Source organism: Bacteroides ovatus, from assembly GCF_001314995.1.
Taxonomy (GTDB): Bacteria; Bacteroidota; Bacteroidia; order Bacteroidales; family Bacteroidaceae; genus Bacteroides; species Bacteroides ovatus.
The window spans coordinates 1320838-1345176 of the sequence record NZ_CP012938.1 but is presented as its reverse complement, the minus strand read 5'-3'; the positions used below and the strand labels follow the sequence as shown (position 1 = coordinate 1345176).

The 24339-nt window shown below is 40.1% G+C and carries 32 protein-coding genes; 27 read left to right on the top strand and 5 right to left on the bottom strand.

What is annotated here, in order from left to right:
- Window positions 1-78: 78 nt before the first annotated feature.
- Window positions 79-255 (bottom strand): hypothetical protein, encoded by a 177-nt coding sequence (locus Bovatus_RS25465; protein WP_004299965.1) that lies wholly within the window; start codon window positions 253-255, stop codon window positions 79-81.
- Between the two features lie 49 nt (window positions 256-304).
- Window positions 305-547, bottom strand: coding sequence for a DUF4372 domain-containing protein (locus Bovatus_RS24595; protein ID WP_230202240.1), 243 nt, complete (start codon window positions 545-547; stop codon window positions 305-307).
- Between the two features lie 256 nt (window positions 548-803).
- Here Bovatus_RS24595 and Bovatus_RS05510 point away from each other — a divergent pair, with 256 nt between their 5' ends.
- From Bovatus_RS05510 to tnpA, 26 genes are all read left to right on the top strand, one after another.
- A complete protein-coding gene (locus Bovatus_RS05510; RefSeq protein WP_004299964.1) occupies window positions 804-1520 on the top strand; it encodes an acyltransferase in 717 nt (238 codons plus the stop codon).
- A 16-nt stretch (window positions 1521-1536) separates the two neighbouring features.
- Window positions 1537-2676: a glycosyltransferase gene (locus Bovatus_RS05505; RefSeq protein ID WP_004299963.1), complete on the top strand. Its 1140-nt coding sequence runs from the start codon at window positions 1537-1539 to the stop codon at window positions 2674-2676.
- Between the two features lie 18 nt (window positions 2677-2694).
- Window positions 2695-3543, top strand: coding sequence for an aldolase/citrate lyase family protein (locus tag Bovatus_RS05500; protein WP_004299962.1), 849 nt, complete (start codon window positions 2695-2697; stop codon window positions 3541-3543).
- Window positions 3530-4744, top strand: a complete 1215-nt coding sequence (locus Bovatus_RS05495) for a type III PLP-dependent enzyme domain-containing protein (RefSeq protein WP_052587986.1) — start codon at window positions 3530-3532, stop codon at window positions 4742-4744. The genes Bovatus_RS05500 and Bovatus_RS05495 overlap by 14 nt, the downstream gene beginning before the upstream one ends.
- A gap of 21 nt (window positions 4745-4765) precedes the next feature.
- Complete coding sequence (locus Bovatus_RS05490; RefSeq protein WP_004299960.1) at window positions 4766-5695, top strand: branched-chain amino acid transaminase; 930 nt, start codon at window positions 4766-4768, stop codon at window positions 5693-5695.
- A 4-nt stretch (window positions 5696-5699) separates the two neighbouring features.
- Window positions 5700-7154 carry an MOP flippase family protein gene (locus Bovatus_RS05485; RefSeq protein ID WP_004299959.1) on the top strand — a complete coding sequence of 485 codons (1455 nt, stop codon included), beginning with the start codon at window positions 5700-5702 and terminating at the stop codon, window positions 7152-7154.
- 9 nt (window positions 7155-7163) lie between these two features.
- On the top strand, window positions 7164-7688 hold the full coding sequence (locus Bovatus_RS05480; RefSeq protein ID WP_004299958.1) for an acyltransferase: 525 nt from the start codon (window positions 7164-7166) through the stop codon (window positions 7686-7688).
- A 3-nt stretch (window positions 7689-7691) separates the two neighbouring features.
- Window positions 7692-8801: an EpsG family protein gene (locus Bovatus_RS05475; protein ID WP_004299957.1), complete on the top strand. Its 1110-nt coding sequence runs from the start codon at window positions 7692-7694 to the stop codon at window positions 8799-8801.
- Between the two features lie 14 nt (window positions 8802-8815).
- Complete coding sequence (locus tag Bovatus_RS05470) at window positions 8816-9790, top strand: glycosyltransferase family 2 protein (RefSeq protein ID WP_004299956.1); 975 nt, start codon at window positions 8816-8818, stop codon at window positions 9788-9790.
- A gap of 2 nt (window positions 9791-9792) precedes the next feature.
- Window positions 9793-10575 carry a family 6 glucosyltransferase gene (locus Bovatus_RS05465; RefSeq protein ID WP_004299955.1) on the top strand — a complete coding sequence of 261 codons (783 nt, stop codon included), beginning with the start codon at window positions 9793-9795 and terminating at the stop codon, window positions 10573-10575.
- 128 nt (window positions 10576-10703) lie between these two features.
- A complete protein-coding gene (locus Bovatus_RS05460) occupies window positions 10704-10967 on the top strand; it encodes a hypothetical protein (RefSeq protein WP_004299953.1) in 264 nt (87 codons plus the stop codon).
- A 48-nt stretch (window positions 10968-11015) separates the two neighbouring features.
- Complete coding sequence (locus Bovatus_RS05455) at window positions 11016-11384, top strand: hypothetical protein (protein WP_170834904.1); 369 nt, start codon at window positions 11016-11018, stop codon at window positions 11382-11384.
- A gap of 1 nt (window position 11385) precedes the next feature.
- Complete coding sequence (tnpB, locus tag Bovatus_RS05450; RefSeq protein ID WP_004297053.1) at window positions 11386-11730, top strand: IS66 family insertion sequence element accessory protein TnpB; 345 nt, start codon at window positions 11386-11388, stop codon at window positions 11728-11730.
- Window positions 11731-11818: 88 nt separating this feature from the next.
- Complete coding sequence (gene tnpC / locus Bovatus_RS05445; RefSeq protein WP_004300191.1) at window positions 11819-13597, top strand: IS66 family transposase; 1779 nt, start codon at window positions 11819-11821, stop codon at window positions 13595-13597.
- Window positions 13598-13722: 125 nt separating this feature from the next.
- A complete protein-coding gene (locus Bovatus_RS05440; RefSeq protein ID WP_004295546.1) occupies window positions 13723-14433 on the top strand; it encodes a hypothetical protein in 711 nt (236 codons plus the stop codon).
- Window positions 14434-14476: 43 nt separating this feature from the next.
- Window positions 14477-15355, top strand: a complete 879-nt coding sequence (locus Bovatus_RS05435; RefSeq protein WP_004295547.1) for an alpha-1,2-fucosyltransferase — start codon at window positions 14477-14479, stop codon at window positions 15353-15355.
- Window positions 15356-16435 carry a polysaccharide pyruvyl transferase family protein gene (locus Bovatus_RS05430; protein WP_004295548.1) on the top strand — a complete coding sequence of 360 codons (1080 nt, stop codon included), beginning with the start codon at window positions 15356-15358 and terminating at the stop codon, window positions 16433-16435.
- Window positions 16432-17643 carry a Coenzyme F420 hydrogenase/dehydrogenase, beta subunit C-terminal domain gene (locus tag Bovatus_RS05425; protein WP_004295549.1) on the top strand — a complete coding sequence of 404 codons (1212 nt, stop codon included), beginning with the start codon at window positions 16432-16434 and terminating at the stop codon, window positions 17641-17643. The genes Bovatus_RS05430 and Bovatus_RS05425 overlap by 4 nt, the downstream gene beginning before the upstream one ends.
- Before the next feature lie 101 nt (window positions 17644-17744).
- Window positions 17745-17960, top strand: coding sequence for a hypothetical protein (locus tag Bovatus_RS25140; protein WP_144426525.1), 216 nt, complete (start codon window positions 17745-17747; stop codon window positions 17958-17960).
- Window positions 17961-18079: 119 nt separating this feature from the next.
- On the top strand, window positions 18080-18235 hold the full coding sequence (locus Bovatus_RS25460) for a hypothetical protein (RefSeq protein ID WP_004295551.1): 156 nt from the start codon (window positions 18080-18082) through the stop codon (window positions 18233-18235).
- A gap of 116 nt (window positions 18236-18351) precedes the next feature.
- Window positions 18352-19173, top strand: a complete 822-nt coding sequence (locus Bovatus_RS05420; RefSeq protein WP_004295552.1) for a glycosyltransferase — start codon at window positions 18352-18354, stop codon at window positions 19171-19173.
- 5 nt (window positions 19174-19178) lie between these two features.
- Entirely contained in the window at window positions 19179-19412 is a 234-nt protein-coding gene (locus Bovatus_RS25755) for an acyltransferase family protein (protein WP_158570808.1), read from the top strand.
- Entirely contained in the window at window positions 19373-20173 is an 801-nt protein-coding gene (locus tag Bovatus_RS05410; protein WP_074726663.1) for an acyltransferase family protein, read from the top strand. Before Bovatus_RS25755 ends, Bovatus_RS05410 begins: the two co-directional genes overlap by 40 nt.
- A 63-nt stretch (window positions 20174-20236) precedes the next feature.
- Window positions 20237-21349, top strand: a complete 1113-nt coding sequence (locus Bovatus_RS05405) for an MraY family glycosyltransferase (protein WP_004295558.1) — start codon at window positions 20237-20239, stop codon at window positions 21347-21349.
- A gap of 4 nt (window positions 21350-21353) precedes the next feature.
- Window positions 21354-21938, top strand: a complete 585-nt coding sequence (locus tag Bovatus_RS05400; protein ID WP_004295560.1) for a WbuC family cupin fold metalloprotein — start codon at window positions 21354-21356, stop codon at window positions 21936-21938.
- Window positions 21939-22204: 266 nt separating this feature from the next.
- On the top strand, window positions 22205-22468 hold the full coding sequence (gene tnpA / locus Bovatus_RS25855; protein WP_004295561.1) for an IS66 family insertion sequence element accessory protein TnpA: 264 nt from the start codon (window positions 22205-22207) through the stop codon (window positions 22466-22468).
- 127 nt (window positions 22469-22595) lie between these two features.
- Here the strand turns inward: tnpA and Bovatus_RS05395 are convergent, their stop codons facing one another.
- The 3 genes from Bovatus_RS05395 to Bovatus_RS05390 all read right to left on the bottom strand — a co-directional run bounded on the left by Bovatus_RS05395 (window position 22596) and on the right by Bovatus_RS05390 (window position 23795).
- The gene (locus Bovatus_RS05395) at window positions 22596-23018 is read right to left on the bottom strand and encodes an N-acetylmuramoyl-L-alanine amidase (RefSeq protein WP_004295564.1); all 423 of its coding nucleotides are present in this window, start codon (window positions 23016-23018) and stop codon (window positions 22596-22598) included.
- Window positions 23019-23022: 4 nt separating this feature from the next.
- Entirely contained in the window at window positions 23023-23130 is a 108-nt protein-coding gene (locus tag Bovatus_RS25455) for a smalltalk protein (RefSeq protein ID WP_004295566.1), read from the bottom strand.
- Window positions 23131-23306: 176 nt separating this feature from the next.
- A complete protein-coding gene (locus tag Bovatus_RS05390) occupies window positions 23307-23795 on the bottom strand; it encodes an HU family DNA-binding protein (RefSeq protein WP_004295568.1) in 489 nt (162 codons plus the stop codon).
- A 219-nt stretch (window positions 23796-24014) separates the two neighbouring features.
- Between Bovatus_RS05390 and Bovatus_RS05385 the strand changes: the two genes are divergently transcribed.
- Window positions 24015-24233, top strand: coding sequence for a DUF4248 domain-containing protein (locus Bovatus_RS05385; RefSeq protein WP_004295574.1), 219 nt, complete (start codon window positions 24015-24017; stop codon window positions 24231-24233).
- The last annotated feature ends 106 nt before the right edge of the window (window positions 24234-24339 follow it).

Below are 24339 nucleotides of genomic sequence, written 5' to 3'. Positions count from 1 at the left end.
GTACATCCTTTCCATAGACTGTATAGCAGTCTATGGAAAGGACTCTTCGTTTATTACCTTTAACACGGAGGTATAGAATTAGAACAATACTTTTGGCAAGTAACATTTGGTTTTGGAGTCTGTCTTGTTGTTTACATTATTACGTTCTTCGCCTTCCACACTTACCATGGCGTGATGTGCTACTCCAGTTTTGTCGATTTTCGTCGCGTAGCCTACAGAACAGCCACCGTAGGCATTGGTATCTGCCTTCTCCATCAGGTATAGGTTTATGTCAATCTCTCACCATACATGCTCATCCCTCGTTTCAGCCATTATGCTCTTCATCGTAGCTACGATAATTCCTATTCCGGTTTGCTTTACCCGGATTGGTACGGATTACTATCGAACCGAGGTCCAAGTGGTAGAACTTGTTCTTGTGCGCCTCAAGACTGAGCATAAAGGCACGCATACTGTCTCGGGCAGTCAGTTGCTCAAAGATTATGCATAACATTTGATTCCAACAAGTGAATGTTTTGATTTTCTTATTCCCTGAGTACTTCTCTACCAATCGGTCAAAGACACGTCGGGGAAGAAAATCTGTAAGTTGAGCGAAGATATATTTTTGCCTTGTTTCATTGTTTTTAGCTTTTGGGCAAGCTAAAACAACTTTTCAATTCAAATCGTTACGCTCGAAAAAGATATATAACTATGCGATTGTCAAAGATTTCAAAGAACGATGTTTATTTTAAAGTGCCCAAGTAAGATAATTTATAAGATACAGTAAAAAACAACCTATTATATTGGTGGTTAAAATTTGAGTTAGTATGAAAGTATTGCAATTATTTAATAAAATGAGACATCGATTTGAAACATATAAGGCTTTTAGGTCGCCAAGTAATTTTGAAAAATATCTGCGTAAAAAAGGTTGTGTAATAGGTAAAGATATTTTTTGGTGTAATATAAAATCTTTAGATATTGATTTAACAAGACCTCAACTGATTCAGATCGGTGATAAGTGTAAAATAAACAATGATGTAACTTTGATGACTCATGATGGGGCATCTAATGTGTTTAGACATTTATATCATGACTTCTTGCCAAGTAGCGGTCCAATAATTATTGGTGAGAATGTGTATATCGGAAGAAAAACCACGATTCTCAAGAATGTTACTATTGGAGACAATGTTATCATTGGATATGGCTCTTTGGTTACAAAAGACATTCCTTCAAATTGCGTGGCTGCTGGAGTGCCTGCTAAAGTTATTTGTAGTATTGATGAGTATTATAAAAGACGGAAAGTAGCGTCAAGGCAAGAAGCGCTTGTGTATGCTAAGCGTTTTCAATTAGTTACGGGAAGAAAACCAACAGTTTTTGATATGTATGAGGAATTTCCTTTTTATTTAGATGGAAATGCGGAAGACCCTGGTTTTAAGCTGCCAATAGCATATCAAACTAGAGGATTTTATGAAGAGTGGAAAAATAATCATAGAGCGCCATATCATAGCTTTGATGAATTTCTCAAAGATGCAGGTGTGGAATAATTATTAGTAAGGTAATATGAAATCAATATTGATTATAGCAAATTTTGCAAGCATTCACATTTATAATTATATAAAGAATACCATAGATTTTAAATCTTGCAAAGTTTCTGGTTTGACAATGTCTCCAATAAGTTCTATACCTTCCGAATATAATGCTTATTATCAAGAAAATGGTATAATGATAACGGAAGAAAATACTCAACCGAATGATACAAATAGGATTAAGATAAAAAAAATATATAAGCAACTTAAAACATTAGGTACATTTGATGTTTTACATATTCATTATGTCAAACATCTCTATGCTCCTGGTATATATTTGTTGAGGAATAATTATAAAAAGATAATTTTAACTTTTTGGGGATCGGATTTATATAGATCAACAATCATATCTAGAGTCTGCATATTACCAATTCTTAGGATAGCCGATAAGATAACATTTATTACGGCAACAATGAAAAATGATTTTTTCAAGAAATCAATTTTTCATCGAGGCTTACGAAATAGAATATGTGTGATGGACTATGGTAATATGCTTTTTCCATACATCGATTCTGCTGAGAAAAAAATAAAAGAAGACACATTGAGTTCTTATTCTACATTTAACCTTTCAAAAGAAAGACTCACTATTACAATAGGCTATGTTGGAAGACCTCAAATGCAGCAGAAAGAAGCAATTGAATCTATTCTCAAGAATATTAGTAGTACTATCATTGACGGAGTTCAAATAGTGATTCCTGCATACGGAATGAAAGAAGGTAGACTTCAGTACTTAAGGCATATACTTGATGAAAAATCAGTTCAGTATAGCATTATTCCTGATTTCTTAGGACCAGAAAAAGTTGCACTTCTACGTTCTTTGACAGATATCTTTGTACATCCACAAACGACTGATGCATTCTCATCTTCTATGCAAGAGTGTTTTTACGCCAATGCAGTAATTATTAATGGTTCTTGGCTGCATTATAAAGATATTGAAAATGCAGGAGCATATTTTTTAAGTTTCAATAGTTTTGACCATTTACCAGATTTATTATTGAATGTAATAGAAAGCATTGACCTTCACAAGCAAATGTCTGCGATTAACAAACAGGTCATGTTGGAAATGTGTTCATGGGATAGATGGCGTCAAGATTGGCGAAGCTTATATAATTAAGCAATTATAAAAATAATTATGAATATAGGTTTTTTAGATTTCATGTTCATCACAAATAATCCTAATGTTGCGAAAGCAGCAGAGGAGTGTGGTGTAAGGCGAGTGTGGGTCGATCTTGAAATGATTGGTAAAGAAGCACGTCAGCTAGGCATGAATACAGTCAAGAGTGGACATACTCTTCAGGATATTTCTGTAGTAAAGGAAATTCTTACGACCTCTGAACTTTTGGTCCGTGTCAATCCAATATACAAAGGTTCGGAAGCAGAAATCAACGAGGTGATTGAAAGAGGAGCAGATATAATAATGTTACCTTTTTTTCACACTCTTGAGGAAGTTGATACATTTCTTCGTATCGTGAATGGCAGATGCAAGACAACTCTGCTTTTCGAGTCGAAGGAGTCTATCGAACACCTTGATGAGATTATTGCTCTTGGTGGATTTGACGAAGCGCATATTGGTTTGAATGATCTCCATCTTTCGTACGGAATGACATTTATGTTTGAACCTCTTTCAAATGGAATGGTAGAGCAGATTTGCGCCAAGTTCAAGGAGGCAGGCATTCCTTATGGTTTCGGAGGTGTTGCAAAGATTGGCGAAGGTCTTCTGCCTGCCGAATGTGTGATAGCAGAACACTATCGTCTTGGCTCTACTCGTGCCATTCTTTCTCGTAGTTTTTGCGATAATCAGTATGTGGATTACAATAAATGGAGGTACGAGTTCCAGTTGGGTATCAATCAGATTAGATTATATGAAAGTCTCCTCCCAATGTTACCAGAAACATATTTTGTTGAAAATATTAAAAAGGTAAAAGAGGGTGTAAACAAAGTTATAAAAATTATCAATGCAAAGAGAAATGCAAATAAATAAAACAAAGATAGCAGAGCTCCGAAAGGAATATGGTGATGCTTTCTATCTGTTGGATAGTGGGCAGTTTAGAAACAACTTCATAGAGTTGAAAGATACTTTCCGCAAAATATATCCCAACTTCAATATTGCATATTCATACAAGACCAACTATACGCCAAAGTTCTGCAAGATTGTGAACGAGTTGGGTGGTTATGCTGAGGTGGTATCAGAGATGGAGCTTGAGATTGCACTCCGAGTGGGCGTGGAGTCTAAGCGCATCATTTGGAATGGTCCGATCAAGAATGCAAAGAAGCTGGAGGAGTTTCTGGTGGCTGGCGGTACCGACAATATCGACTCTGTGGAGGAGCTGGCGGTAGTGAAGGCGATTGCAGAGCGTCATCCGGACAAGGTGCTGAACCTTGGTATCCGTTGTAATTATGATGTACAGGATGGTGTGGTGAGCCGTTTCGGACTTGATGTGGATAGCGAGGACTTCCAGCAGGTATTGGAGTTCGTGATCACCACGAAGAATGTTCACTTCATCAACTTCCAGTGTCACTTTGCAAAGCGACAGATAGAATACTGGTCTGCTCGTGCAAAGGGTATGGTAGAGCTGATTGACCGCATTGGAATTATCCCTGAGCGTCTCGACGTCGGAGGCGGCTTGTTCGGCAAGATGGCTGACTCGCTGAAGGCTCAGTTTAAGAATGACATTCCTGACTATCAAGCTTATGCAGAGGCTACTGCTACGATATTTGCAGATTATTTTGCTGACAAAAATGTGAAGCCGGAGCTTCTAATTGAACCGGGAAGTGCTGTAGTAGGCGACTGCATGAAGTTCGTTGGAACCGTTAAGACCATCAAGTGCGTTCGCGGAAAGTGGATGGCTACCGTATTGGGAAGCCAAAAGAACATCAGTATGAGTGGCATTAATCCGCCTATGGAGGTGATTACCATGGGAGGCGAGCAGAAGGAGTACAAAGATTTGGATTTTGTAGGTTTTACCTGCATTGAGGGCGATGTGCTCTATAACAACTACAACGGAAAACTGGCACATGAGGATGCTATCGTGATCAGCAACTGTGGTAGTTACTCATTAGTGATGAAACCGCCATTCATTTTGCCTAACTTCCCTGTGCTGGACATTTGCGGAGAGAAGACCGAGGTAATCAAGCGAGGAGAAGTGTTCGACGATTTGTTCCACACTTTTAATTTTGACTAATAATTCAGACAATATACGATTATGAAATACGATGTAGTTAATAGAAGAATCTGGTTTAAAGGAGAGATTCTGAATGTAAATGATGCAAAGGTCAATGTGCTGGCACCTACTTCACAGTTCGGACTAAACGTGTTTGAGGGCATTCCTTGTTATTGGAATGACGACGAGAAGCAGTTGTATGCTTTCCGTTTGGACGAGCACTATGAGCGACTGATTCGTTCGGCTAAACTGATTCAGTTTGACTTGAAATATACCAAGGAGGACTTTAAGAAGGCACTCATTGATGTAGTGAAGGCCAATGAGTATGATGAGAACCTGAGCGTGCGTCAGACCTTGTTTGTAGATGGCTTTGGCAGCTGGGGCTCTGAGGGTCCTGTGGAGATGTTTGTGGCACCTATTCCGCGTGGTCGCACCAGTGCTGAGTACAACAAGAAGGGACTGAACTGCTGTATCACCAGTTGGCGCAGAATCTCGGACGAGAACCTGAGCCCTCGCATCAAGTGTGGTGCTAACTATATCAACAGTCGTGTGGGGCAGCGTGAAGCTTTGCGTAATGGTTATGATACTTGTATCTTCTTGAATGAAGTGGGCAAGGTAGCAGAAGGACCTGGCAGTTGCTTCTTCATGGTGAAGGGAAACACCGTGATTACCCCTCGTCTGACCGATAGTGTACTGGAGTCTATCACTCGCGACACCATCATTAAACTTGCTACAGAAGAACTGAGACTGAAGTTCGAGGAGCGCACTATCGACCGCACAGAGGTGTATATGGCTGATGAGGCATTTCTTTGCGGTAGCGCTATGGAGGTAACACCTATCTTTACCGTGGATCGTTACCAGATTGGTACCGGCGAACAGGGTGAGGTGACCAAAAAGATTCATATGAAATATCTGGAGTGTGTACAGGGAAGACTGGAGAGTAGAAAGAATTGGATAACACCTGTATATTAACGAAATGAGTAAAAGCGCAGTCATATCAGGAGCGAAATGGATGACAATTTCCACAATAGTATCTTCTATTGTGGGAATTTTGCGCCTATCAATCCTTGCACGCTTCTTAGACAAGTCCGATTTTGGTATAGTTGCAGTTTTAACCCTAATTCTGGGTCTTACTTCAATGTTTTCAGATATGGGTTTTGCAACTGTAATAATGCACAAGCAAAATTTAGATCGGCGTCAGTTTTCCAGTCTATTTTGGATTCAAATGGCCGTCTATTTTATTTTGTATATTATAATTATTTGCTTTACACACCCCATATCATTATTCTATAAAGAGCCTATTCTGCATTATTTAATTCCACTATCTTTGTTGGATTTGCTGTTCATAGGTATTGGGAAACTATATGAAACTGTACTACAAAAGAATTTTCAGTTCAAAATTTTGGCTATAAGAAATATCATTTCATGCATATTGTCATTAGTGTTAGCTGTGATAATGGCAATAATGGGGTGTGGTGTTTATACTTTGGTATTATCAACTTTATTTGCAACAGCCTTTTTGAGTGTGTGGAATTTTGTTTTGGGACAAAAGCATATCCGGCTTCAATTCTACTGTTCAGTAAAAGAAATTTTGCCATTGATAAAAATTGGATTGTATCAAACTGGCACACAGATTGTTGATTATTTATGTACAAAGCTAGATGTACTTATTATTGGAAAACTATTAGGAATGGAAGTCTTGGGCTTATATAATTTGTCCAAGGAATTCGTCTTTAGACTGATACAAATAATTAATACAATTGTAAATAGGGTGCTGACACCTGCATTTGCAAAAATCCAACATGAAAAAGCACGTATGAGTAAAACTTATTGCTATGTTTTGCAAAGCTTAACAAGTCTTACTTTCCCAATATTAACAATTATTTCCATATTAAGCGTTCAAATAATTGAGGTTCTTTATGGAAGTAACTATAAGGAAGCGGGGCTGCTAACTGCTATTTTGTCTCTTGCTGCTGTTGGAACTGCTGTTGGTAATCCAGTGAGAAATATTATTGTTGCCACAGGAAGAACAGATTTGACTTTCAAATACGTTTGGGTTCGGTCGATATTTACCATACCTTGTGTATATGTTTGTTCTTTGTATTCTATTGAAATGGTAGCATGGGGACAGGTTTTGTTGTCAATAATTGATTATTATTTGCAGTGGAAAATGGAGATAAAGCCCTCAATAGGGTTATCATTTCTTGATCTTACAAAGTCCTTCTTAAAACAAGGGTGTATATCACTTTTGTTGGGATTTGTAGGTTTTATAATATTTTCGACAAACCCATTGTTGTTTGATACTGTAATTATTCAAGCTGTTGTCTACGGTGTAATAGCCTGTTTTGTTTATTTCGCATCCATATATATATTCATGAACAGTGAATTAATTAATTTCTTGGGATTAATAAAAAGAATTATACGTAATTGAAAACATATTATGAAGAGAATTTGGCTGAAGATATATTATAGTATAGTGATAAAACTGCCTATAAATCATTCAAGATTAGGGAAATTAATCCATTCTCAATCCATTAGATATATTGTGTGTAGAAAGATTTTTAAATCAATTGGAAGGGGAGTTAATATAGAAAAAGGAGCAAGATTTGGAAATGGTTTTGATGTTGTGATTGGCGATAATAGCGGAATTGGAGTAGATTGTGTTGTTCCGCATAATATAATAATTGGTGAAAATGTAATGATGGGGCCAGGCTGTCATATTTTATTGCGTAATCATGACTTTTCAAGAACTGATATTCCTATGATTTCCCAAGGATATTCTGAACCAAAGCAAACAATAATTGAGGATGATGTATGGATTGGAAGAAATGTAACGTTTACACCTGGACGTCATGTTGCAAAAGGGAGTATAGTTGCAGCGTGTACCGTATTGTGCAAAGATTTTCCTGCGTATTCCATTATAGGTGGTAATCCATCAAAACTGATTAAAAACCGAAAGGATTAAAACATGTGGTACCAACTTCTTTTGTGCCTTTTCATCATTGGGATGTTGTGGTATGTTAAAGATGATGGCAAAAAAACAAAATTCGTGTTGCCATTCAGCTTCATACTTATAACTTTGTTTTTTGCATTAAGATATGAGTATGGTAATGATTATTGGCATTACTACCTTAGATGGGATTCTGGCCGCCTTGTAGAGGGTGATAATCGTGGTACTGGTGAAACTCTATTTTATGGTTTCATGCAGTTGTTCGATAAATACTATAAGTTTGTTATTGTACATACTTTGCTGTTTTGTTCCGTACTATATTATCTGGTCAAACGGCATGTTGCTCCACAATATTATGCGCTGTTCTTTTTTATGTTTATGTCAATGGCTACAATGTCATATAACATGATGTCGGCTATGCGAAGTACAATGGCAGCTTGCGTTTTATGGTTAAATATTGATCTGTTTTATATAAGAAAGAGGATGTGGCTTCCATATTCTTTATTGGTGATTATATCTGGATTTTTCCATACGTCTGCATTAGTGTTCATCATACTTCCTTTCGTTGATAGGGGACTTAGTATAATTAAGCCTAAACCCTTATTTGCATTACTTGTTATCGGAATGATCGTGAATGTTTTTTATGCTAGACAAGTATATGCTATTGTGCTGAATTTTTCTGATACAATGATGGAAACGTATGGTGGATATTTGGATATTGATAAAACTGGAGGCGCTACATTTTTCGGTATGTTGAATCGTTCTTTTATGCTTTTCCCTTACTATTATATATGTATGAATAAAGAAATATTTAAGCAAGAGAACAAAAAAGAAATATGGATATTGGCTATGTTTATTATTACAATAATATGTTTTGGCCTTGATCTTGACGGACGATTCTCAATCGTTCTCTATTTATTTGTCATAATTGCTTTAGGTGACACAATTCCAACCCTTAATTCTAATCAGAAAATTTATTGTCTAGCACCTCTATTCGTTTATATTGTGTATAATCACATTTATCTATTCTATAAGATGCAATTACTCTACAATTATACTGATTTAAATAATTTTGATGGTTGTTTCTTGTTTTACAAGACTATTTTTGACGCTCAATATTTACCGTAACAAAAGTATACAATATGAAATTGATTTCAATCATTATCCCTACATATAATTGTGGAGAGTATCTTCCTGAGACTATAAAGAGTTTGCAAAAACAAACGTATGCAAACTGGGAAGCAATCTGTGTGGACGATGGTTCTACAGATAATACACTACAAGTTATAAAAAGTCTTCAATTAGAAGATTCTCGACTAAGTGTTTATACGCGTACTGTCTTGCCTAAAGGGGGGTCTCATTGTCGAAATATTGGTCTGCAACACGCAAAGGGAGATTATGTGATTTTCCTTGATGGCGATGATCTTCTTACTCCTACTTGCCTTGAAGAGCGTTTACAGAAAATCGATAATACAGGATTTGATTTTGCCGTATTCTCGATGGAAACCATTCGCAAAGGAGTAGTTGGGAAAGTGATAACAGATTCAAAAATCAAGGACCATTTGTCAGCTTTCGCAAGTAATCATGCAGTCTGGCAAGTTACTTCTCCTATTTATAAAAGATCATTTTTACAGGAAATAGGAGGGTTTGATATCAGTTTTCAAAGAATGCAGGATTTGGAGCTGGGAGTGCGTGCCATTGCCAAGTCTAACAATAATTACTTGTCTTGTATAGACGATACTCATCCGGACTGTTACTACCGATTAAGTGATAGTGTAGTTACGGCTAAGAAATATATTCTCGGTCTTCAGCAGTTTGATAAATTTATTTGCCTACTTCATAGATTAGAAGATGACGGTGTTTTTCCAGATAAGAAGAAATTGTCTCATATTTATTTATGTTTGTTGTTGAGTTCTTATATAGTTTACTTGCGCAAAGGTGTATATGAGAATATATCAATGAAGGAGGTGTATAAAACATACACAATAACTGAAAAAATGCAATTGTTGGACAGATGTCTTTATTATTCAATAAATCTTTTTTCTTTTTGCAAAAGCATCCAATTCAAATATGTCCGTGCTTTAAGAAGATTTCTGATGACAATATATTTTAATTAATTATGACTATTGCAATCCTATACATCTGTACAGGTTGTTACAATCAGTTCTTTAAGGGCTTTTACGAGTCTTGCGAGAAGAACTTCCTGATTCAAACAGATAAGACATATTTCGTATGGACTGATGATGACCATTTGGCTGATGGACGTTCAAATGTGAGAATCTATCATAAGGAATGTGCAGGATTTCCTGCTGATTCTCTATTTCGATTCGAGATGTTCTTACAGGCTGAGCAGGAGATAATGAAGTATGATTATGTTTACTTCTTTAATGCAAACGCAATGTGTATTGAGCCTATAGGAAACGAAATTCTTCCTGATGAATCGGGACTTTCCATGGGAATCTGGGGTGGAAAACGACTGCATCAACATCCAATGTTCTATCCATACGAACGCAATAGAAAGTCTTGGGCATATGTTGCTCCTTATGGCAAAGACTATACGTATTTTATGGGTGGACTTAATGGTGGTCGCCCTAAAGAATATCTTGAAATGGTACGTACGCTGAGTGTAAATATTCGTGATGATTACGATAGAGGTATCATTGCATTGGTTCATGATGAATCACATATAAACGCCTATATGAGGTCGCATCCTTGTAAGATACTCCCCGTAGAATTGAATCGTCCTGAAGAATGGGCTGATGAGCATACTAAGCTTATATTCCGAGAAAAAACACACATTGACCCGTATTTCAATAAAGGGCGAAAGACTTCTCTTTGTGCAAGATTTAAGAAAGGTACTACAATTCTTTTTAATGCAATCAGATGGTATGTTAAACTGTAAAAAATATTTAAGATGCAGTATCTCTATGACCTTTTCAAAATTCCGGATTGGCGATATTAGCCTCAAGCGTGTGCCTGGAGATGAAGTGAACGATAGGGTGAGAAAGGTTACAAATAGCGAGTATTCCCATGCTATATGGTAGCGATAATGCAGGTATCGTCAATATAGACGATGGCGTTGCCAACGCACAGAACTCAACTAATGTTGTAGATGGACGAAGTATCAGCAGATATCAAGAACGAGTTAGCGTAGACGGAACTTTCAAAGAACTATCTGAAAAGGTGTTTTCAATTGGTGTCAGGATTCTTGGTGAATTTAAGTACAGGCGTGCTTGCCAACGAAATAACTCCATTGGAAGAAGAGTAACCATTCTATTTTCCGCCTTGACATAAGTTGTTAGCCGCCATATCTTTGCGCCGTAACCTTTAACAAGAATGATTATGGCAAAAGAAAAAGTAAACTATCAGGAGGTATATGACCTCTACCAGTTATGCAGCGAGACCAAAGATCTTCGAGAGTTCTGTGCTGATTATGGTGTAAATTACGACAAGTTCATGAACTGGCAGCGTCACCAGTTGTGGAGTGAGAAGTTAGGCAAGACAGTCCAGGTTGAGCAGCCCAAGGTTGCCAAAGTCCAGATAACCGGGAAACCATGCAATAGTCCAACTGTGAAGTTGGACGTGAAACATCCTGAAGGTGAACCACCAATAAAATGGATCAAGTTACAGCTGGCGTCTGGCGCAACACTGTTCCTGAGAAACACCACCGTTCTTGATTTGAGCCTGTTGCTTAATAAAATGATAGGATGATATGCTTGGACTGAGTGCTAACCTTAACTATTACCTGTTTAACGGTAATGTTGATTTGCGGAAAGGCATTTTCCGTCTGTGTGAGAGTATAAGGGAAGAAATGTCCCTTGACCCGAGCGATGCGTCCAATGTATATATGTTCATGTCCCGGAACCGAAAGGTTGTGAAGATACTTCATTACGAACGCGGTTTTTATGTGCTTTACGAAAAACGTCCTGTTATGGGCAAATTCAAGAAACCTGTATTTGATGAAGTCTCCAGGTGCTACCGGATACAGTGGTCGGACATGGCTTATCTTACGGAAAGCATTGTAGTTGACAAGATGTACGTTAGTCCGAAAGGCTAATATTAACATACTGATTATCAACAGGATAGTATAAAAAATAAACGGTAAAAAGTTTGCGTAAGTGCCTGATTTTTCGTACCTTTATATCATGATTGATGAAAGAGCATACGAGTTACTTTGCTGCCAGCTGGGTCTGGCGAATGAGGAAAAGGCAGGTCTTCGCAAACAGAATAAAGAATTGATTGCGAGGCTTGAGTCTATTGAAGAATCCAACAGGGAGAACTCTAAAAATCTGATAGATACCATCAATGATCTCAAAGATACCATCGAAAAGCAGTCAACCACGGTTGAACATTACAGGAAAGAAATGGAACTTATGAGAAAGCAGCTTGAAGCAAAGGATGAGGTGAACAGGATGCTGGCAAACGAGATCTCCAATCTCAGACTTCAGCTTGAGGACAGCAGGAAACACCGTTTCGGCCGTACTTCCGAGCAAAGAAGGCTGTTGAACAACCGTAATCTCGACAAGTCCGCTCTGGAACAATCCGAGTATGACGGTTCTGACAGGAAGGATGATAATAATAAGACCGATGATAACGAAACCGGCAGCAATACCTCTTCCGGCAACATACCTGCCCAGAACAGCAAACCTTCAAGGAGAAAGGAAACCGCACCACGTGCCGGGAAAACAAAATTGAAAGTTGACAAGGTGGTAGTACATGAAGTGGACGAGTATTACACGCTTCCAGAAGGGGGACGGTTTATGAACCGCAACGGTATGCCTGATGTGTGGGAATACAGGGTCATAGAACATGTAAGGGCTTATAACGTGGAGCATGTTTACAAGGTGGCAAGGGTAAAGCTTGCGGACGGCACTTTCACAAGCACCATGGAACATCCGCTGAAAAACCTTGGAGGTATCTTCTCTCCTGAACTGCTTGCCCGTCTGCTTTGTCTGAAATATGACTTCAGCATGCCTGAGAACAGACAGATAAGACTGCTTGCAAGAGAGGGTATCCACATAAGCAATACCACGCTGAACAGCTATATCCATAACGGAATCGCCAAACTAAGGGAGTTCATGGAAGATGTCTTCAAGGAGTTTGTACAGAGAGCTAATTACCTTATGGTTGATGAGACTACTGAGCTTGTTGGAGTGGAAACAAAGGAAGGTAAGGCTTACAGGAGAAAGTACTTATGGGCTTTCTTTGCCAAGCATATTAAGATGGTCTATTATCACTATAATAACGGCAGCAGGTCGTCCGATGCGGCAAAATCATTCCTGGAATATTTTATGGGAACCATATCCACTGACGGATATACGGTTTACAGGATGTTTGACGGAGACGACTCAAAGGTGCTTCATATAGGATGCTGGACGCATTGTAGAAGGTTGTGGGTTGATGCCCTGCCTTCAGACAGAACAGCGATGGACATAATAGATCCTATCGGTGAGATGTTCAGAAATGAAGACCTGTTCCGTATGATGAAACTCAGCGGTGAGCAGATTAAGGAAAGAAGGCTTAAGCTAACAGGACCGATTCTTGAACGTATCCATCATAAGGTGGTCATTATGATGCAGGATGCGAAGATTATGGCTAACGAACTGATGAGAAAGGCCGTGAACTATACGATAAACCAGTGGAAATCCTTGAGAAATATCCTCAAGGACGGTTCAGCAGAAATCTCGAACAACCTCTGTGAGCAAAGGATGAAACCTGTAAAGCTGCTGCTCAAGAACTGTATGAACGTTGGCAGTGAGGATGCGGCAGAAAACTCTGCATTCACCTTCTCTCTGATAGAAAGCTGTAAGTTGAACGGCATAGACCCTCAGAATTACCTGAAACACTTGTTTGAATGTATTCTTCATGGTAAGGACTGCGACAAGAAGGCTCTTCTGCCATGTTTCTATAAACCGGAATGTTAAAACAAAAATATTTTCTTACGGGCATTTTTATTTTATCGGCTGAAAGACAGCCGATAAAATTGGCGTGGCGGAAAATAGTATGGTTACGGAAGAAGATGTATTAATTTTATTTAGTGTAGAAACTTATGTACAAAACGGTTTATAATTTAGCAGGAGGTTGTTTCTCTCCTACAGATATTGAGCAAATATTGGATTTTGCGATTAATTTTCAAAAGGGAGTTCCAAGCATTTCGGATATCAACCTTTACGTTCCAACACAAGGTTGTATTGGCAGCATACTGGCAGGTGTCAATTGTCTGAAATATGGTATCCATTCATTTTCATACAAAGGTGTTTCGGGTAACATTTATACTCCTCGATCCTACGAAAGCGGTGGTGTGAGTCAGTCTGAGATTCTGATAGCATTGTGTGTAGACAATAATATACTGAGAAAAGTGGAAAGTAGTCCCAGCATTGCTATGATGCTTGTTGTGCCGGAGATGATGAGTGCCTGTGAATATTGGCTGCAAGTGCATTCAGCTACCAACCTTGTCACTGGGAAGGAAATACCAAATAATCTGTCTGTTTCACCTTTAGCCAACAGAGTCATTGGATGGCTGAAAGACCAGAGCGTGATGGAGGCTCCACTTTCGCATATCACAATGAGATCGTATATCAAGGATGGATTTAATGTCTTGTATAAGAATGGTGTGAAGGTTTCTTACGACTCTATATTGAAGCAATGTCTTTTGAGAGGACTGTCTCATAGCGACTCTGATGCTGTTGCTAAGTTTATGAACGCAACAGCACCATACAAGCCGGTGGGAAAGCCTGACTATGACTATATGCTGAAGTAGATTGACGATGCCAAATGGGATAGTAATTAAAATTATATAGACTGTGAAAATAGTAAATATATTAGGAGGTCTGGGCAACCAGATGTTTGTGTATGCTATGTACCTTGCTCTGAAGGAGGCACATCCTGAGGAGGAGATTCTTCTTTGTAGGAGGAGCTACAAAGGATACCCTCTTCACAACGGCTATGAGTTGGAGCGAATTTTTGGAGTAGAAGCCCCAGAAGCAGCCCTTTCTCAACTTGCCAGAGTTGCTTATCCTTTCTTTAACTACAAGAGCTGGCAGTTGATGCGTCACTTTCTTCCTTTGCGAAAGAGTATGGCCTCTGGCACAACACAGATACCTTTTGACTATAGTGAGGTGACCCGAAATGACAATGTCTATTATGATGGGTATTGGCAGAATGAAAAGAATTTTCTGTCAATTCGAGACAAGGTTATAAAAGCATTTACTTTCCCTGAGTTTCGTGATGAGAAAAACAAAGCATTGTCAGATAAACTAAAATCTGTCAAGACTGCATCATGCCATATAAGAAGAGGTGACTATCTGAAAGATCCTATTTATGGAGTATGTAATAGCGATTACTACACAAGAGCCATTACAGAATTGAACCAATCTGTCAATCCTGATATGTATTGCATATTCAGTGATGATATTGGATGGTGTAAGGAAAACTTTAAATTTTTGATTGGAGACAAAGAAGTTGTCTTTGTAGATTGGAACAAGGGGCAAGAAAGCTTTTACGATATGCAATTAATGTCTCTTTGCCATTACAATATTATAGCCAATAGCAGCTTCTCATGGTGGGGGGCATGGCTTAACAACAATGACGATAAGGTTGTGGTTGCCCCTGAAAGATGGATGAACAAGACACTGGAGAACGACCCAATCTGTGACAATTGGAAACGAATAAAAGTAGAATAAATGAAATACGGAATAATCACACACTATGATGTGCACAATCATGGAGCTTTGCTTCAGTTGAATGGTTTGAAACAGGTGCTGAAATCGCTTGGAATTGAGGCAAGCGCACTCCAGTTCGACAAAAACTATGATTTCATGGGTAGAGCCATGAAGGCAAAGTACGAAATCTCGTTCAAATCAGTTGGGATTTACATGAAGTTCATTGCTGAGAGAGGTCTCAAAAGCACATTCTTCAACTACAAGAAGAGTAAGTTGCTTAATGGCTTCCGCAAGGAAATGCAGCTCGTTGGGCATTATTATACAGAGTGTGGTGAACTGAATGGTGTGGTGGTAGGTAGCGATGAGGTATTTGCTCTCCATACCGGTCCTACTCCAGCTTTTTTTGGACACGCTTTGCCTTCCAAGAAAGTCTTTGCATACGGTGGCTGTTTTGGTCCTACTACTATTGAGGAAGTCGACAAATGGCATTGCAGAGCCTTTGTTGCAAGCGGTCTTGGTAGTATGTGCGGTCTTGGTATGCGCGACCAGAACTCTATCTGTATTGCCAACGAACTGACTGGTAAACAGGCTGAATTGGTTTGTGATCCTGTTATCCTCTATGGTTACAAGAAAGAAATAGAGGGTAAAAAGAGGCCTATGCGAGAGCCTTATTTGGTAGTTTATGCCTATGATAATAAGTTTGACGATCAATCAGAGGTCATCAAGGACTATGCTCACAGAAACGGACTTAAGATAGTTTCTCCAGGATTTATCCAAAAATGGGTTGATGTGAACGCCAATGTAGATCCTGTTGATTTGCTAAACTGGTTTCAGCACGCAGAGTGTGTAGTTACTAACACCTTCCATGGTTGTGTGATGAGTATCATTACAGGCAGGGAGATGGCTGTAAAGATGAGAGGTAATGCTAACAAACTTTTCAACCTGATGCGGGAGTATAAGATAGAAGAAAGAGTTTTTGGAGAAGAGAAGAGCCTTGATGATGTATTTGCTCAGAAGGTAGATTGGAGTGTTGTGGATGAGCAGATAAAGGAGAGACGGGCTGCATCTATGGATTACTTGAAACGGATGATTGAAAAATGAATATAACTGACGTATCAGCAAAAAGGAATTGCACTAGTTGCCAAATGTGTGCTGCAATCTGCCCAAAGAATGCAATCAGTATAGCTTTGGATCTAAATGGTTTTTACCGCCCTCGTGTAGATGATAGTCTATGTGTAGATTGTGGTATCTGCATGAAAGTATGCTATAGGTTTGAACAGCAAATAGAACAATTTGGTAAAGATAGACTTTCGAACACTATTCTCTATGGTGCATCTGCTAAAGATGCTGATGTGGTAAAGAACACTACATCTGGCGGAATTGCAGATCTGTTGGCTCACCAGCTTATACAAGAGGGGTACAAGTGTGTGGGTGTCGTGTATGACCCAGAGCGAGATGCTGCAGTAGATAGAGTTGCTACTACAGAAGACGAACTTGTAGGATTCAGAGGTTCAAAGTACATTCAGTCTTACGCGTTAGATGCCTTTAAAGAAGTGGTTGAAAACTGCAGGACAGAAAAATATGCAGTCTTTGGCACCCCTTGTCATATTTATGCTCTTGACAAGTATTTTCGCCAGCGTAAGGTGAGAGATCAACACATGCTGATAGACCTCTATTGTCATGGCTGTCCTTCGATGAATATTTGGAAGAAATATGTTAAGGACGTTAAAGTAAAGATCTCACAGGAGAAGATTGATAACGCAAACTTCAGAAGTAAGGTTAAGGGTTGGGGAAACTTCTATATAGTAGTAGATGGAAAAACTATCTATTACAGCAACAATCGACATAATGAATTCTTCGATTTGTTTTTCTCTGATCAGGTGTTGAATGAAGCTTGCAACGATTGTGCACTCAGAGGTACTCTGGCTTATACCGACATCCGATTGGGGGATTTTTGGGGTAAGCAATATGTGATGAATAACAAAGGTGTATCTGCGGTAAGCCTTGTGACAAATAATGCAAAAACCTTGTTCGGAAGGATTGCGGACAAGGTGAACTATAAGGAAGAACGATATGAGGACTTCTTACCATGGCAGAGTTGGGGTAAGGCTCATCATCCAAAATCAGAACTCAGAGAAAAACTGCTTATGCAATTGCGGGATGAGAATGTGACACTCAGGGAGAGCATTGACGCAATACATCACCAACAAAGCCTGAAACGTAAGTTGTCGCGTTACGGTAAGAATTTTGTTCATGCTTTACCGATACAAGTAGAGAAGTGTATTCGATGGCTATTTTATAAACTATAAGGGAGGATAGACTTTTGAAAAATCTATTTTCGTTAGTTCGTTTTGTTCTGAGGGATTAAGACCATATTGAAGGCAAAGTTGTTTCTAATGTTTGGAATCTAGTGAGACTTCAATCAGAAAACTATTCTATTTCTGGCATTATCTTCTCTGCCATCGAGCGAATGCCGAAAGAACAAGCTTCAGCACTAGCTCTGTTTTTTGATTGGTATGGTCAGACGGAATGTATCAAGGTCTGCAATAGTGAGGTAAACAATCAATGGTTGAACTTCAGAAACGATGGGCGAAGGCGGGGGGATTCCTACATTCTGAAAGGATAGGAAGTTCGCTCTCTATAACCTTGTCGTTATTCAGGAAGAAGTGCAGAACTGCAAGGATTTCAGTTTGTAATGTTCCTCTCGCTCTGTGATGTGGGTATTGCAGGAGGTGTTCGGATTGGATGATAGGAGGGCTGACGGAATTTGACGAGAAGGGCGGACGTGAGCTGTTCGCGGAAATCATGGAGGGTGTCAACTTCGGCCATGCTTCGGCAGAAAACTCTGTCAGGGGGAGAATCGGCTTTACATCATTGGCTTCGTCTGGAAAGAGGGAGTAGCGACTGGTGAAATACAACCTCATAAGGGCGTTGTGCAATTCTATCTACAAGGAGTGTATGCTATTATGGAAACGTAAAGTTTTCAAAATGTATAATCTGTAAAAACAAGAGATACTATGGAGAAATTCTCGGTATTGATGTCGGTTTACTGCAAAGAGAAACCGGAATACTTTGATCTTTCGCTGGGGAGTAATTTGATAAAACAGACATTGCGGCCAAACGAGTTTGTGCTGGTGTGCGATGGCGAGCTGACTCCAGAATTGGAGGCAGTAATTGATAAATATCAGAAGCTATGCTTGGATGTGCTGAAGGTATATCGCAAAGAGAATGGCGGTTTGGGTAGGGCGTTGAACTTTGGTCTGCCTAAGTGTAGTTATTCGCTTGTGGCCCGTGCTGATAGCGATGACATCTGTGCCCCCGACCGTTTTGAAAAGCAGGTGCGTTACTTTGAGGAGCATCCTGAAGTGGGTATCATCAGCTCATATATTGATGAGTTCAATGAGGATTGGAAAAAGCCTACGCATTTGAAGACTTTGCCATTGACCCACGATGAACTCTATGAGATGGCTAAGTTCCGCAATCCGCTCAATCACATGTCGATCATGATGCGCAAGGATGACGTGTTGCGTATCGGTTCGTACCGTCATATCCCTTATATAGAAGATTATGAACTTTGGGTACGTGCTATGATCAATGGTATCAGGATTGGTAATATCGGTGAGGTGCTTGTTCATGCACGCATCGGTAATGGTATGGTACAGAGACGAGGTACGAAGAAGTACATTAAGAGTTGGCATTTGATGAACAAGGATATGATCAAGGCTGGTATGATTGGATATGCTACCTACGCGCGCAACATGATTTCCATTATTGCTTTCGTCTTCATGCCTGTAAGATTGAAGGGGTTCTTGTATAAGAAAGTGCTGAGGAAGGGGTGATGACAATGAAAAAGAAACGTATTGTTTGGGCAGACTCATTGAAGGGCTTACTGATGGTGTTGGTAATACTCGGACATGCCATTCAGACGGTACTGGCTGAGGGGTGTTTTAACGACCATGTGTTTAACCTGATTTATTCTTTCCACATGCCTGCCTTTATGGCTGTAAGCGGATATTTTGCTTACAAGGCAAATAATTTTTGGGGAATGCTTGTAAAAGAAGAAGCAAGCAGTTATTAATTCCATACTTACTATGGTCGCTTATTTCCTGTTTGATAGGTTGGAATCTCTCATGGGATAAGATTGCAAATTTGCTTCTCTACCCTGACCGTTCATTCTGGTTTCTATGGATATTGTTCTTGATTTCTGTTATCTTTGTGGGATGCCAGTGGGTAGCTGATAAGTTGAAGATAGACGAACTGTTGTCAATTGGATTGTCTGCCATTGCCCTCTTTGGATTGATGGTGGTGTTTGAGATCCGTCTGTTTGGATTTCAATTCCTTTCATACTACTTTCTGTTCTATACCTTAGGGTACTGCATTCATCGTTTCTCTTGGTTGCAGATTAAGAACAACGTGTTGGTACTTGGTCTTTTCATCCTTTGGTCTTTCATGGCTTGGTTTTGGAATATGCACGAGTTGCCATTGTGGATGCCAGCAATTCCGTACGTGCCAACCTCGTTACTACAGTATGCTTACAGAGGTTTGACTGCTGTGGTGGCGCTATTGGTTATCTTCGGAGTTTCTCCTAAGTGGTTGAATGGTGAGAGTAATGTGAATGGGTGTTTCAAAGAGTTAGGATCGATATCTTTGGGCTTGTATGTGGTGCATTTGCTGCTGTTAGGCTATGTTAGAGAAACTGTTGTGTCAGTCATGCCAAATAACCCTATATGGTTGCAGATGGGCACAATCTTCATCATTCTCCTTGTGCTGTCGGTAGGGATTGTGGAGATGCTAAAACGGAACAAGTGGACAGCAAAGCTGCTACTAGGGAAGGTATAGGGTTAATGCAAGATACTTTATCCTTTTGCCATTAGCCTTTAGAGTTAAAATTATACTATAAATATGAATACGTACTTAATCTACGGAATCATTTTTGTGATTCTATTGACTTTGGAGTGGGCTTACTTCAAGGTTGCTGACAGATTTAATATCATTGACAAGCCGAATGAGAGGTCATCGCATAGCACGATTGTGCTCCGTGGTGGTGGCGTGATATTTGCACTTTCGGTGCTGCTGTGGACAGGCGCGCAAATGGTTGAGGGTTTAGGGTTGAGAGTTGAAGGACAGAAGGTCGCTCAGTATCTGCCTTTCATAATTGGTCTGCTGTTAGTGGCGGGCGTGAGTTTTGTGGATGACATCCACTCGTTGCCGGACTCGGTGCGACTAGTGGCGCAGTTTGCATCGTATGGTTTGATGTTCTGGAGTCTGGGTGTGTTCGGTCTCTTTGGAGAATACGGCTGGCTCGTTGGTCTTAGTGTGATGCTAATTGCTCTTATTGTGGTGGTTGGCGCGACAAACGTGATTAACTTTATGGATGGTGTGAACGGCATCACGGGGGCGTATGCGATGGCGGTGTTCGTGCCACTAGCGCTGATTAATGGAGGGTTCCCTTCGACAGACTCAGGGCAGGCATTGGTTTCAGAAGGTTCCATAGCTTCAGGTGGCTTTGTGGATCAGAGCTTGATCTATGTAGTGATGCTGGCCGATGTGGTGTTCTGCCTGTTCAATTTCTGTCCGAAGGGTAAGGCGAAGTGCTTTGCGGGTGATGTGGGCTCGATCGGGGTGGCGTACATTTTGTTGTTTATGATCGGCTCGTTGGTACTGGCTACTCAGGATGTGACATGGCTCATCCTCCTGCTCGTCTATGGCGTGGACGGTGTGATGACTATCTGCCACCGCATCCTGCTTCACGAAAATTTGGGTAAGGCACATCGCAAGCACGTATACCAGCTGATGGCGAACGAGCTCAAGATAGGTCACGTTAAGGTGGCATCGTTCTACGCCCTTTTACAGCTGGCGATCTCTCTTGGCTTTATCTCCCTCTGCCCGAGCACTGTGGCGGCCCACTGGATTTACCTCGTGTGCTCCATTGTGGTGCTCGCCGTGGCGTATGTGCTCTTTAAGAGAAAGTATTATCATTTACATGAAGAATATCTTGCTTCATTAGCGAAATAGCATTATGATTGAAATTAACAAGAATTTAATATCAGAACTCTTTGATAAGGCTTTGACAAATCCTCGACTTCGTCAGAATTACGACCTAAGAACTAGTCCTGACGATGGCGGTCAGCGTATGCTGAATGCTCTTATGCCAGGAACGCAGGTTCCTATCCATCGTCACCCAAACAGCAATGAAAATGTTCTGCTTATTTGTGGAAAGCTCATTGAGATTGTCTATGACAACGATAGCAACGAGGTGGAGCGTATTCACCTCGATCCATCTGTTGGCAATTTCGGATGTGTTGTACCAGCTGGTGCTTGGCACATTGTAGAGGTCTTGGAACCGTCTATCATTTATGAAGTAAAGGATGGTAAGTATGGCGAGGATGGTACTGAAACATTTGACGAGTACAGAGCAAAGAGGGATTCTGTCTCAACCGAAGAATCTTTCACCAACTCCCTCGGTGACCTGAAGAAGAACATTGAGTATATCATTGGAATGGAACGCCAGTCAGGTTCTATGGATGTAATCTCTCCTTTATACGTCTCTCGAATGCTAAATATTCCTTTGGAAGATGTCGAGAAAGCAATGAAGGAACTGTAAGAAACTAACAATCGAATTTATAATCCTTTATCAAATATTAATTATGATCACAGAAGAATTGAAAAAGCGTGTAGCTGATTTCATGGAAAAGGAGCAGCGTTCAGGATCAATGTAGCTTATGACAGCTGAGTACGTCGCTCGTTGCATACAGATTGCAAAGGTAGATTGAGCAATCGGTAAACTCCGTTTTTTTACTCCATACCAACAGTCTATATTTGCATACAAAAAAACACATTATGGTATATTAAACAATTGAATATTTTAAAGTGCTATATAAGCAATTTCAGGTTTCGGGCCAAATAGTCCGTGACTTCTGCAAGGAACAAGGAATCCGCGAGGCTCGCTTTTACTTTTGGGTCAGAAAGTTTAAAGAAAGCGTTGTCTCGACATTGGAACAGTCCGACAACTTCATTCTTATAAGTCAATCCACTGTGGATTTTCACGTTATGTTAAAATTGAACATTTACAATAAGATGGAAAAATGTAGGGATTCATGTGACAAACATGAATCCCTACATTTAGTAGATTAGGAGCAATATAGTGATATTGTCCTAATCTCGCTCTTCATATTAGTGTTAGCACTAATATGATTTCCAAAAATACCAACTGTCTGTGAAGATCGTTGATATTTTTATACAATAAGCTAGTGGTGGAAACCTAAAAGGATGTTATTTCTGCATACTCTTTCACCGCATCAAAACACGGACATCCTTTCATCGGATTTAAGTCCCGGTGTCCCACGACCAGTGCTTTCGGAAACTGCCTTTTCAACTCCCTCAACAAAGCAAGCAAAGCTCCTTTTTGTTCCAGTGTACGCGTATCTTTCGGTTTTCCGTTCGCATCCAGCCCTCCCTCATAACAAACACCAACCGAATGGGCATTATGATTACGGCAGTGTGCCCCGATCTTTTCTAACGCACGTCCCCGGTGAATCTCCCCATCACGAGTGATGTAAAAATGATAGCCAATATCACGGAAACCACGGTGCAAGATATGATCCTGTCGGCAAGCCTCCGCCGAAAGGGACTTTCCTTCCGGCGTGGCACTGCAATGAATGATAATTAATGTAATAGTCCGCATGGGGTTACATGCAACTTTGTATTCCGAACACACCTCCGATGGCGGTGGCTACAGTGATAACGATTTTGAGAACTAAGCTCCATACAGAGCGGGAAGATGATGATTTACTCATACAATAACAGGTTTTAAATAAATTAATAATAGTTTTCTTTTACCACAGATTTACTGTAGGTTTGCCATAGGTTTACCACAGATCTACACAGACTCACACAGATAAATAATCGACTACTTTAGCAACTACCAATTCAATATAATCTGTGGAAATCTGTGTAGTCTGTGGTGAATCTTTTAGGCAGCCGGGTCAGGCGCTTCACCACCTCCATCCGGTTTCGGATCAGGGTTGTCATCCGAATCAGAACCTCCTCCGGCAGTTGTCGGTTTCTGATATTCCGCCTGCTGTTTCAACTGACTGTCGAGTTTCAGATTATTGGTCGACAGATTACCGGTGGCACGGGCTTTCAGACGCATGCCGCTAATATTCTTTTCCAACGAGAACTCTTCCAGCGTATCGGCTGCCCTACTGCGAATACCCACACCAAAAATGGCAAGATCATCAATTTTCACACACTTGCCGTCTAGCAACAATTCCTTGATGCAATCTACCATATCCGAAAGCACACCTTTGATGACACCACCGGAATACGGTGAATTGTGCTTCGACATGTGTTCGGCAAGCTTTGCCAAATCAAACGTCTCGTCGCTTACTGCACGGGCGAACCACTTACCCGCATTCAAGCCTTTCTTCTGCTGGTTCTGATAAATTTTGTAACGAATCATAAAACAATAAATTAAAGGGTTAAACATATTGTCCGGGGATTCTTTTCCCTTTCGACGATACAAAAATACTACTCCGGATCTCCCGGAAATCAGCTGTGCACGGTTGTGTCTGGTAGCGGTCGGTTATTTGTCATTATAGTCGGTTATTCAATGGAAAAACGTTGGTTATATAGTCGTTTTTTGTTATTTTTGTAACAGTAAATCAGAAATATATCCATCATGAGTGAATTTAAAATACGTGCTTACGGGCGCATGGAACTGGCGCAACTCTATTCTCCGCAACTAACTGACATCGCTGCCTATCGAAAGATGAAGAAATGGATCTCTTTGTGCCCCGGACTTCTGCAACGCCTGTACGACTTAGGCTACGAATCAAAGCGACGCTCATTCACACCGTTGGAGGTGAGAGTTATTGTGGATGCTTTAGGAGAGCCTTAAATAAAGCGTCGCTTTATGGTGTATAAAGCACCGCTTTACGATGTCTAAAGCTTAGCTTTACACCTCCTAAAGCGATGCTTTATGCAGGACAAACGATTGTTTCAGT

Bases quoted from the DNA above. Each gene is read 5' to 3' on its own strand.
- Bovatus_RS25465 (WP_004299965.1), bottom strand. From the start codon at position 255: ATGGAGAAGGCAGATACCAATGCCTACGGTGGCTGTTCTGTAGGCTAC.
- Bovatus_RS05510 (WP_004299964.1), top strand. From the start codon at position 804: ATGAAAGTATTGCAATTATTTAATAAAATGAGACATCGATTTGAAACA.
- Bovatus_RS05505 (WP_004299963.1), top strand. From the start codon at position 1,537: ATGAAATCAATATTGATTATAGCAAATTTTGCAAGCATTCACATTTAT.
- Bovatus_RS05500 (WP_004299962.1), top strand. From the start codon at position 2,695: ATGAATATAGGTTTTTTAGATTTCATGTTCATCACAAATAATCCTAAT.
- Bovatus_RS05495 (WP_052587986.1), top strand. From the start codon at position 3,530: ATGCAAATAAATAAAACAAAGATAGCAGAGCTCCGAAAGGAATATGGT.
- Bovatus_RS05490 (WP_004299960.1), top strand. From the start codon at position 4,766: ATGAAATACGATGTAGTTAATAGAAGAATCTGGTTTAAAGGAGAGATT.
- Bovatus_RS05485 (WP_004299959.1), top strand. From the start codon at position 5,700: ATGAGTAAAAGCGCAGTCATATCAGGAGCGAAATGGATGACAATTTCC.
- Bovatus_RS05480 (WP_004299958.1), top strand. From the start codon at position 7,164: ATGAAGAGAATTTGGCTGAAGATATATTATAGTATAGTGATAAAACTG.
- Bovatus_RS05475 (WP_004299957.1), top strand. From the start codon at position 7,692: ATGTGGTACCAACTTCTTTTGTGCCTTTTCATCATTGGGATGTTGTGG.
- Bovatus_RS05470 (WP_004299956.1), top strand. From the start codon at position 8,816: ATGAAATTGATTTCAATCATTATCCCTACATATAATTGTGGAGAGTAT.
- Bovatus_RS05465 (WP_004299955.1), top strand. From the start codon at position 9,793: ATGACTATTGCAATCCTATACATCTGTACAGGTTGTTACAATCAGTTC.
- Bovatus_RS05460 (WP_004299953.1), top strand. From the start codon at position 10,704: ATGCTATATGGTAGCGATAATGCAGGTATCGTCAATATAGACGATGGC.
- Bovatus_RS05455 (WP_170834904.1), top strand. From the start codon at position 11,016: ATGGCAAAAGAAAAAGTAAACTATCAGGAGGTATATGACCTCTACCAG.
- tnpB (WP_004297053.1), top strand. From the start codon at position 11,386: ATGCTTGGACTGAGTGCTAACCTTAACTATTACCTGTTTAACGGTAAT.
- tnpC (WP_004300191.1), top strand. From the start codon at position 11,819: ATGATTGATGAAAGAGCATACGAGTTACTTTGCTGCCAGCTGGGTCTG.
- Bovatus_RS05440 (WP_004295546.1), top strand. From the start codon at position 13,723: ATGTACAAAACGGTTTATAATTTAGCAGGAGGTTGTTTCTCTCCTACA.
- Bovatus_RS05430 (WP_004295548.1), top strand. From the start codon at position 15,356: ATGAAATACGGAATAATCACACACTATGATGTGCACAATCATGGAGCT.
- Bovatus_RS05425 (WP_004295549.1), top strand. From the start codon at position 16,432: ATGAATATAACTGACGTATCAGCAAAAAGGAATTGCACTAGTTGCCAA.
- Bovatus_RS25460 (WP_004295551.1), top strand. From the start codon at position 18,080: ATGATAGGAGGGCTGACGGAATTTGACGAGAAGGGCGGACGTGAGCTG.
- Bovatus_RS05420 (WP_004295552.1), top strand. From the start codon at position 18,352: ATGGAGAAATTCTCGGTATTGATGTCGGTTTACTGCAAAGAGAAACCG.
- Bovatus_RS25755 (WP_158570808.1), top strand. From the start codon at position 19,179: ATGAAAAAGAAACGTATTGTTTGGGCAGACTCATTGAAGGGCTTACTG.
- Bovatus_RS05405 (WP_004295558.1), top strand. From the start codon at position 20,237: ATGAATACGTACTTAATCTACGGAATCATTTTTGTGATTCTATTGACT.
- Bovatus_RS05400 (WP_004295560.1), top strand. From the start codon at position 21,354: ATGATTGAAATTAACAAGAATTTAATATCAGAACTCTTTGATAAGGCT.
- Bovatus_RS05395 (WP_004295564.1), bottom strand. From the start codon at position 23,018: ATGCGGACTATTACATTAATTATCATTCATTGCAGTGCCACGCCGGAA.
- Bovatus_RS25455 (WP_004295566.1), bottom strand. From the start codon at position 23,130: ATGAGTAAATCATCATCTTCCCGCTCTGTATGGAGCTTAGTTCTCAAA.
- Bovatus_RS05390 (WP_004295568.1), bottom strand. From the start codon at position 23,795: ATGATTCGTTACAAAATTTATCAGAACCAGCAGAAGAAAGGCTTGAAT.
- Bovatus_RS05385 (WP_004295574.1), top strand. From the start codon at position 24,015: ATGAGTGAATTTAAAATACGTGCTTACGGGCGCATGGAACTGGCGCAA.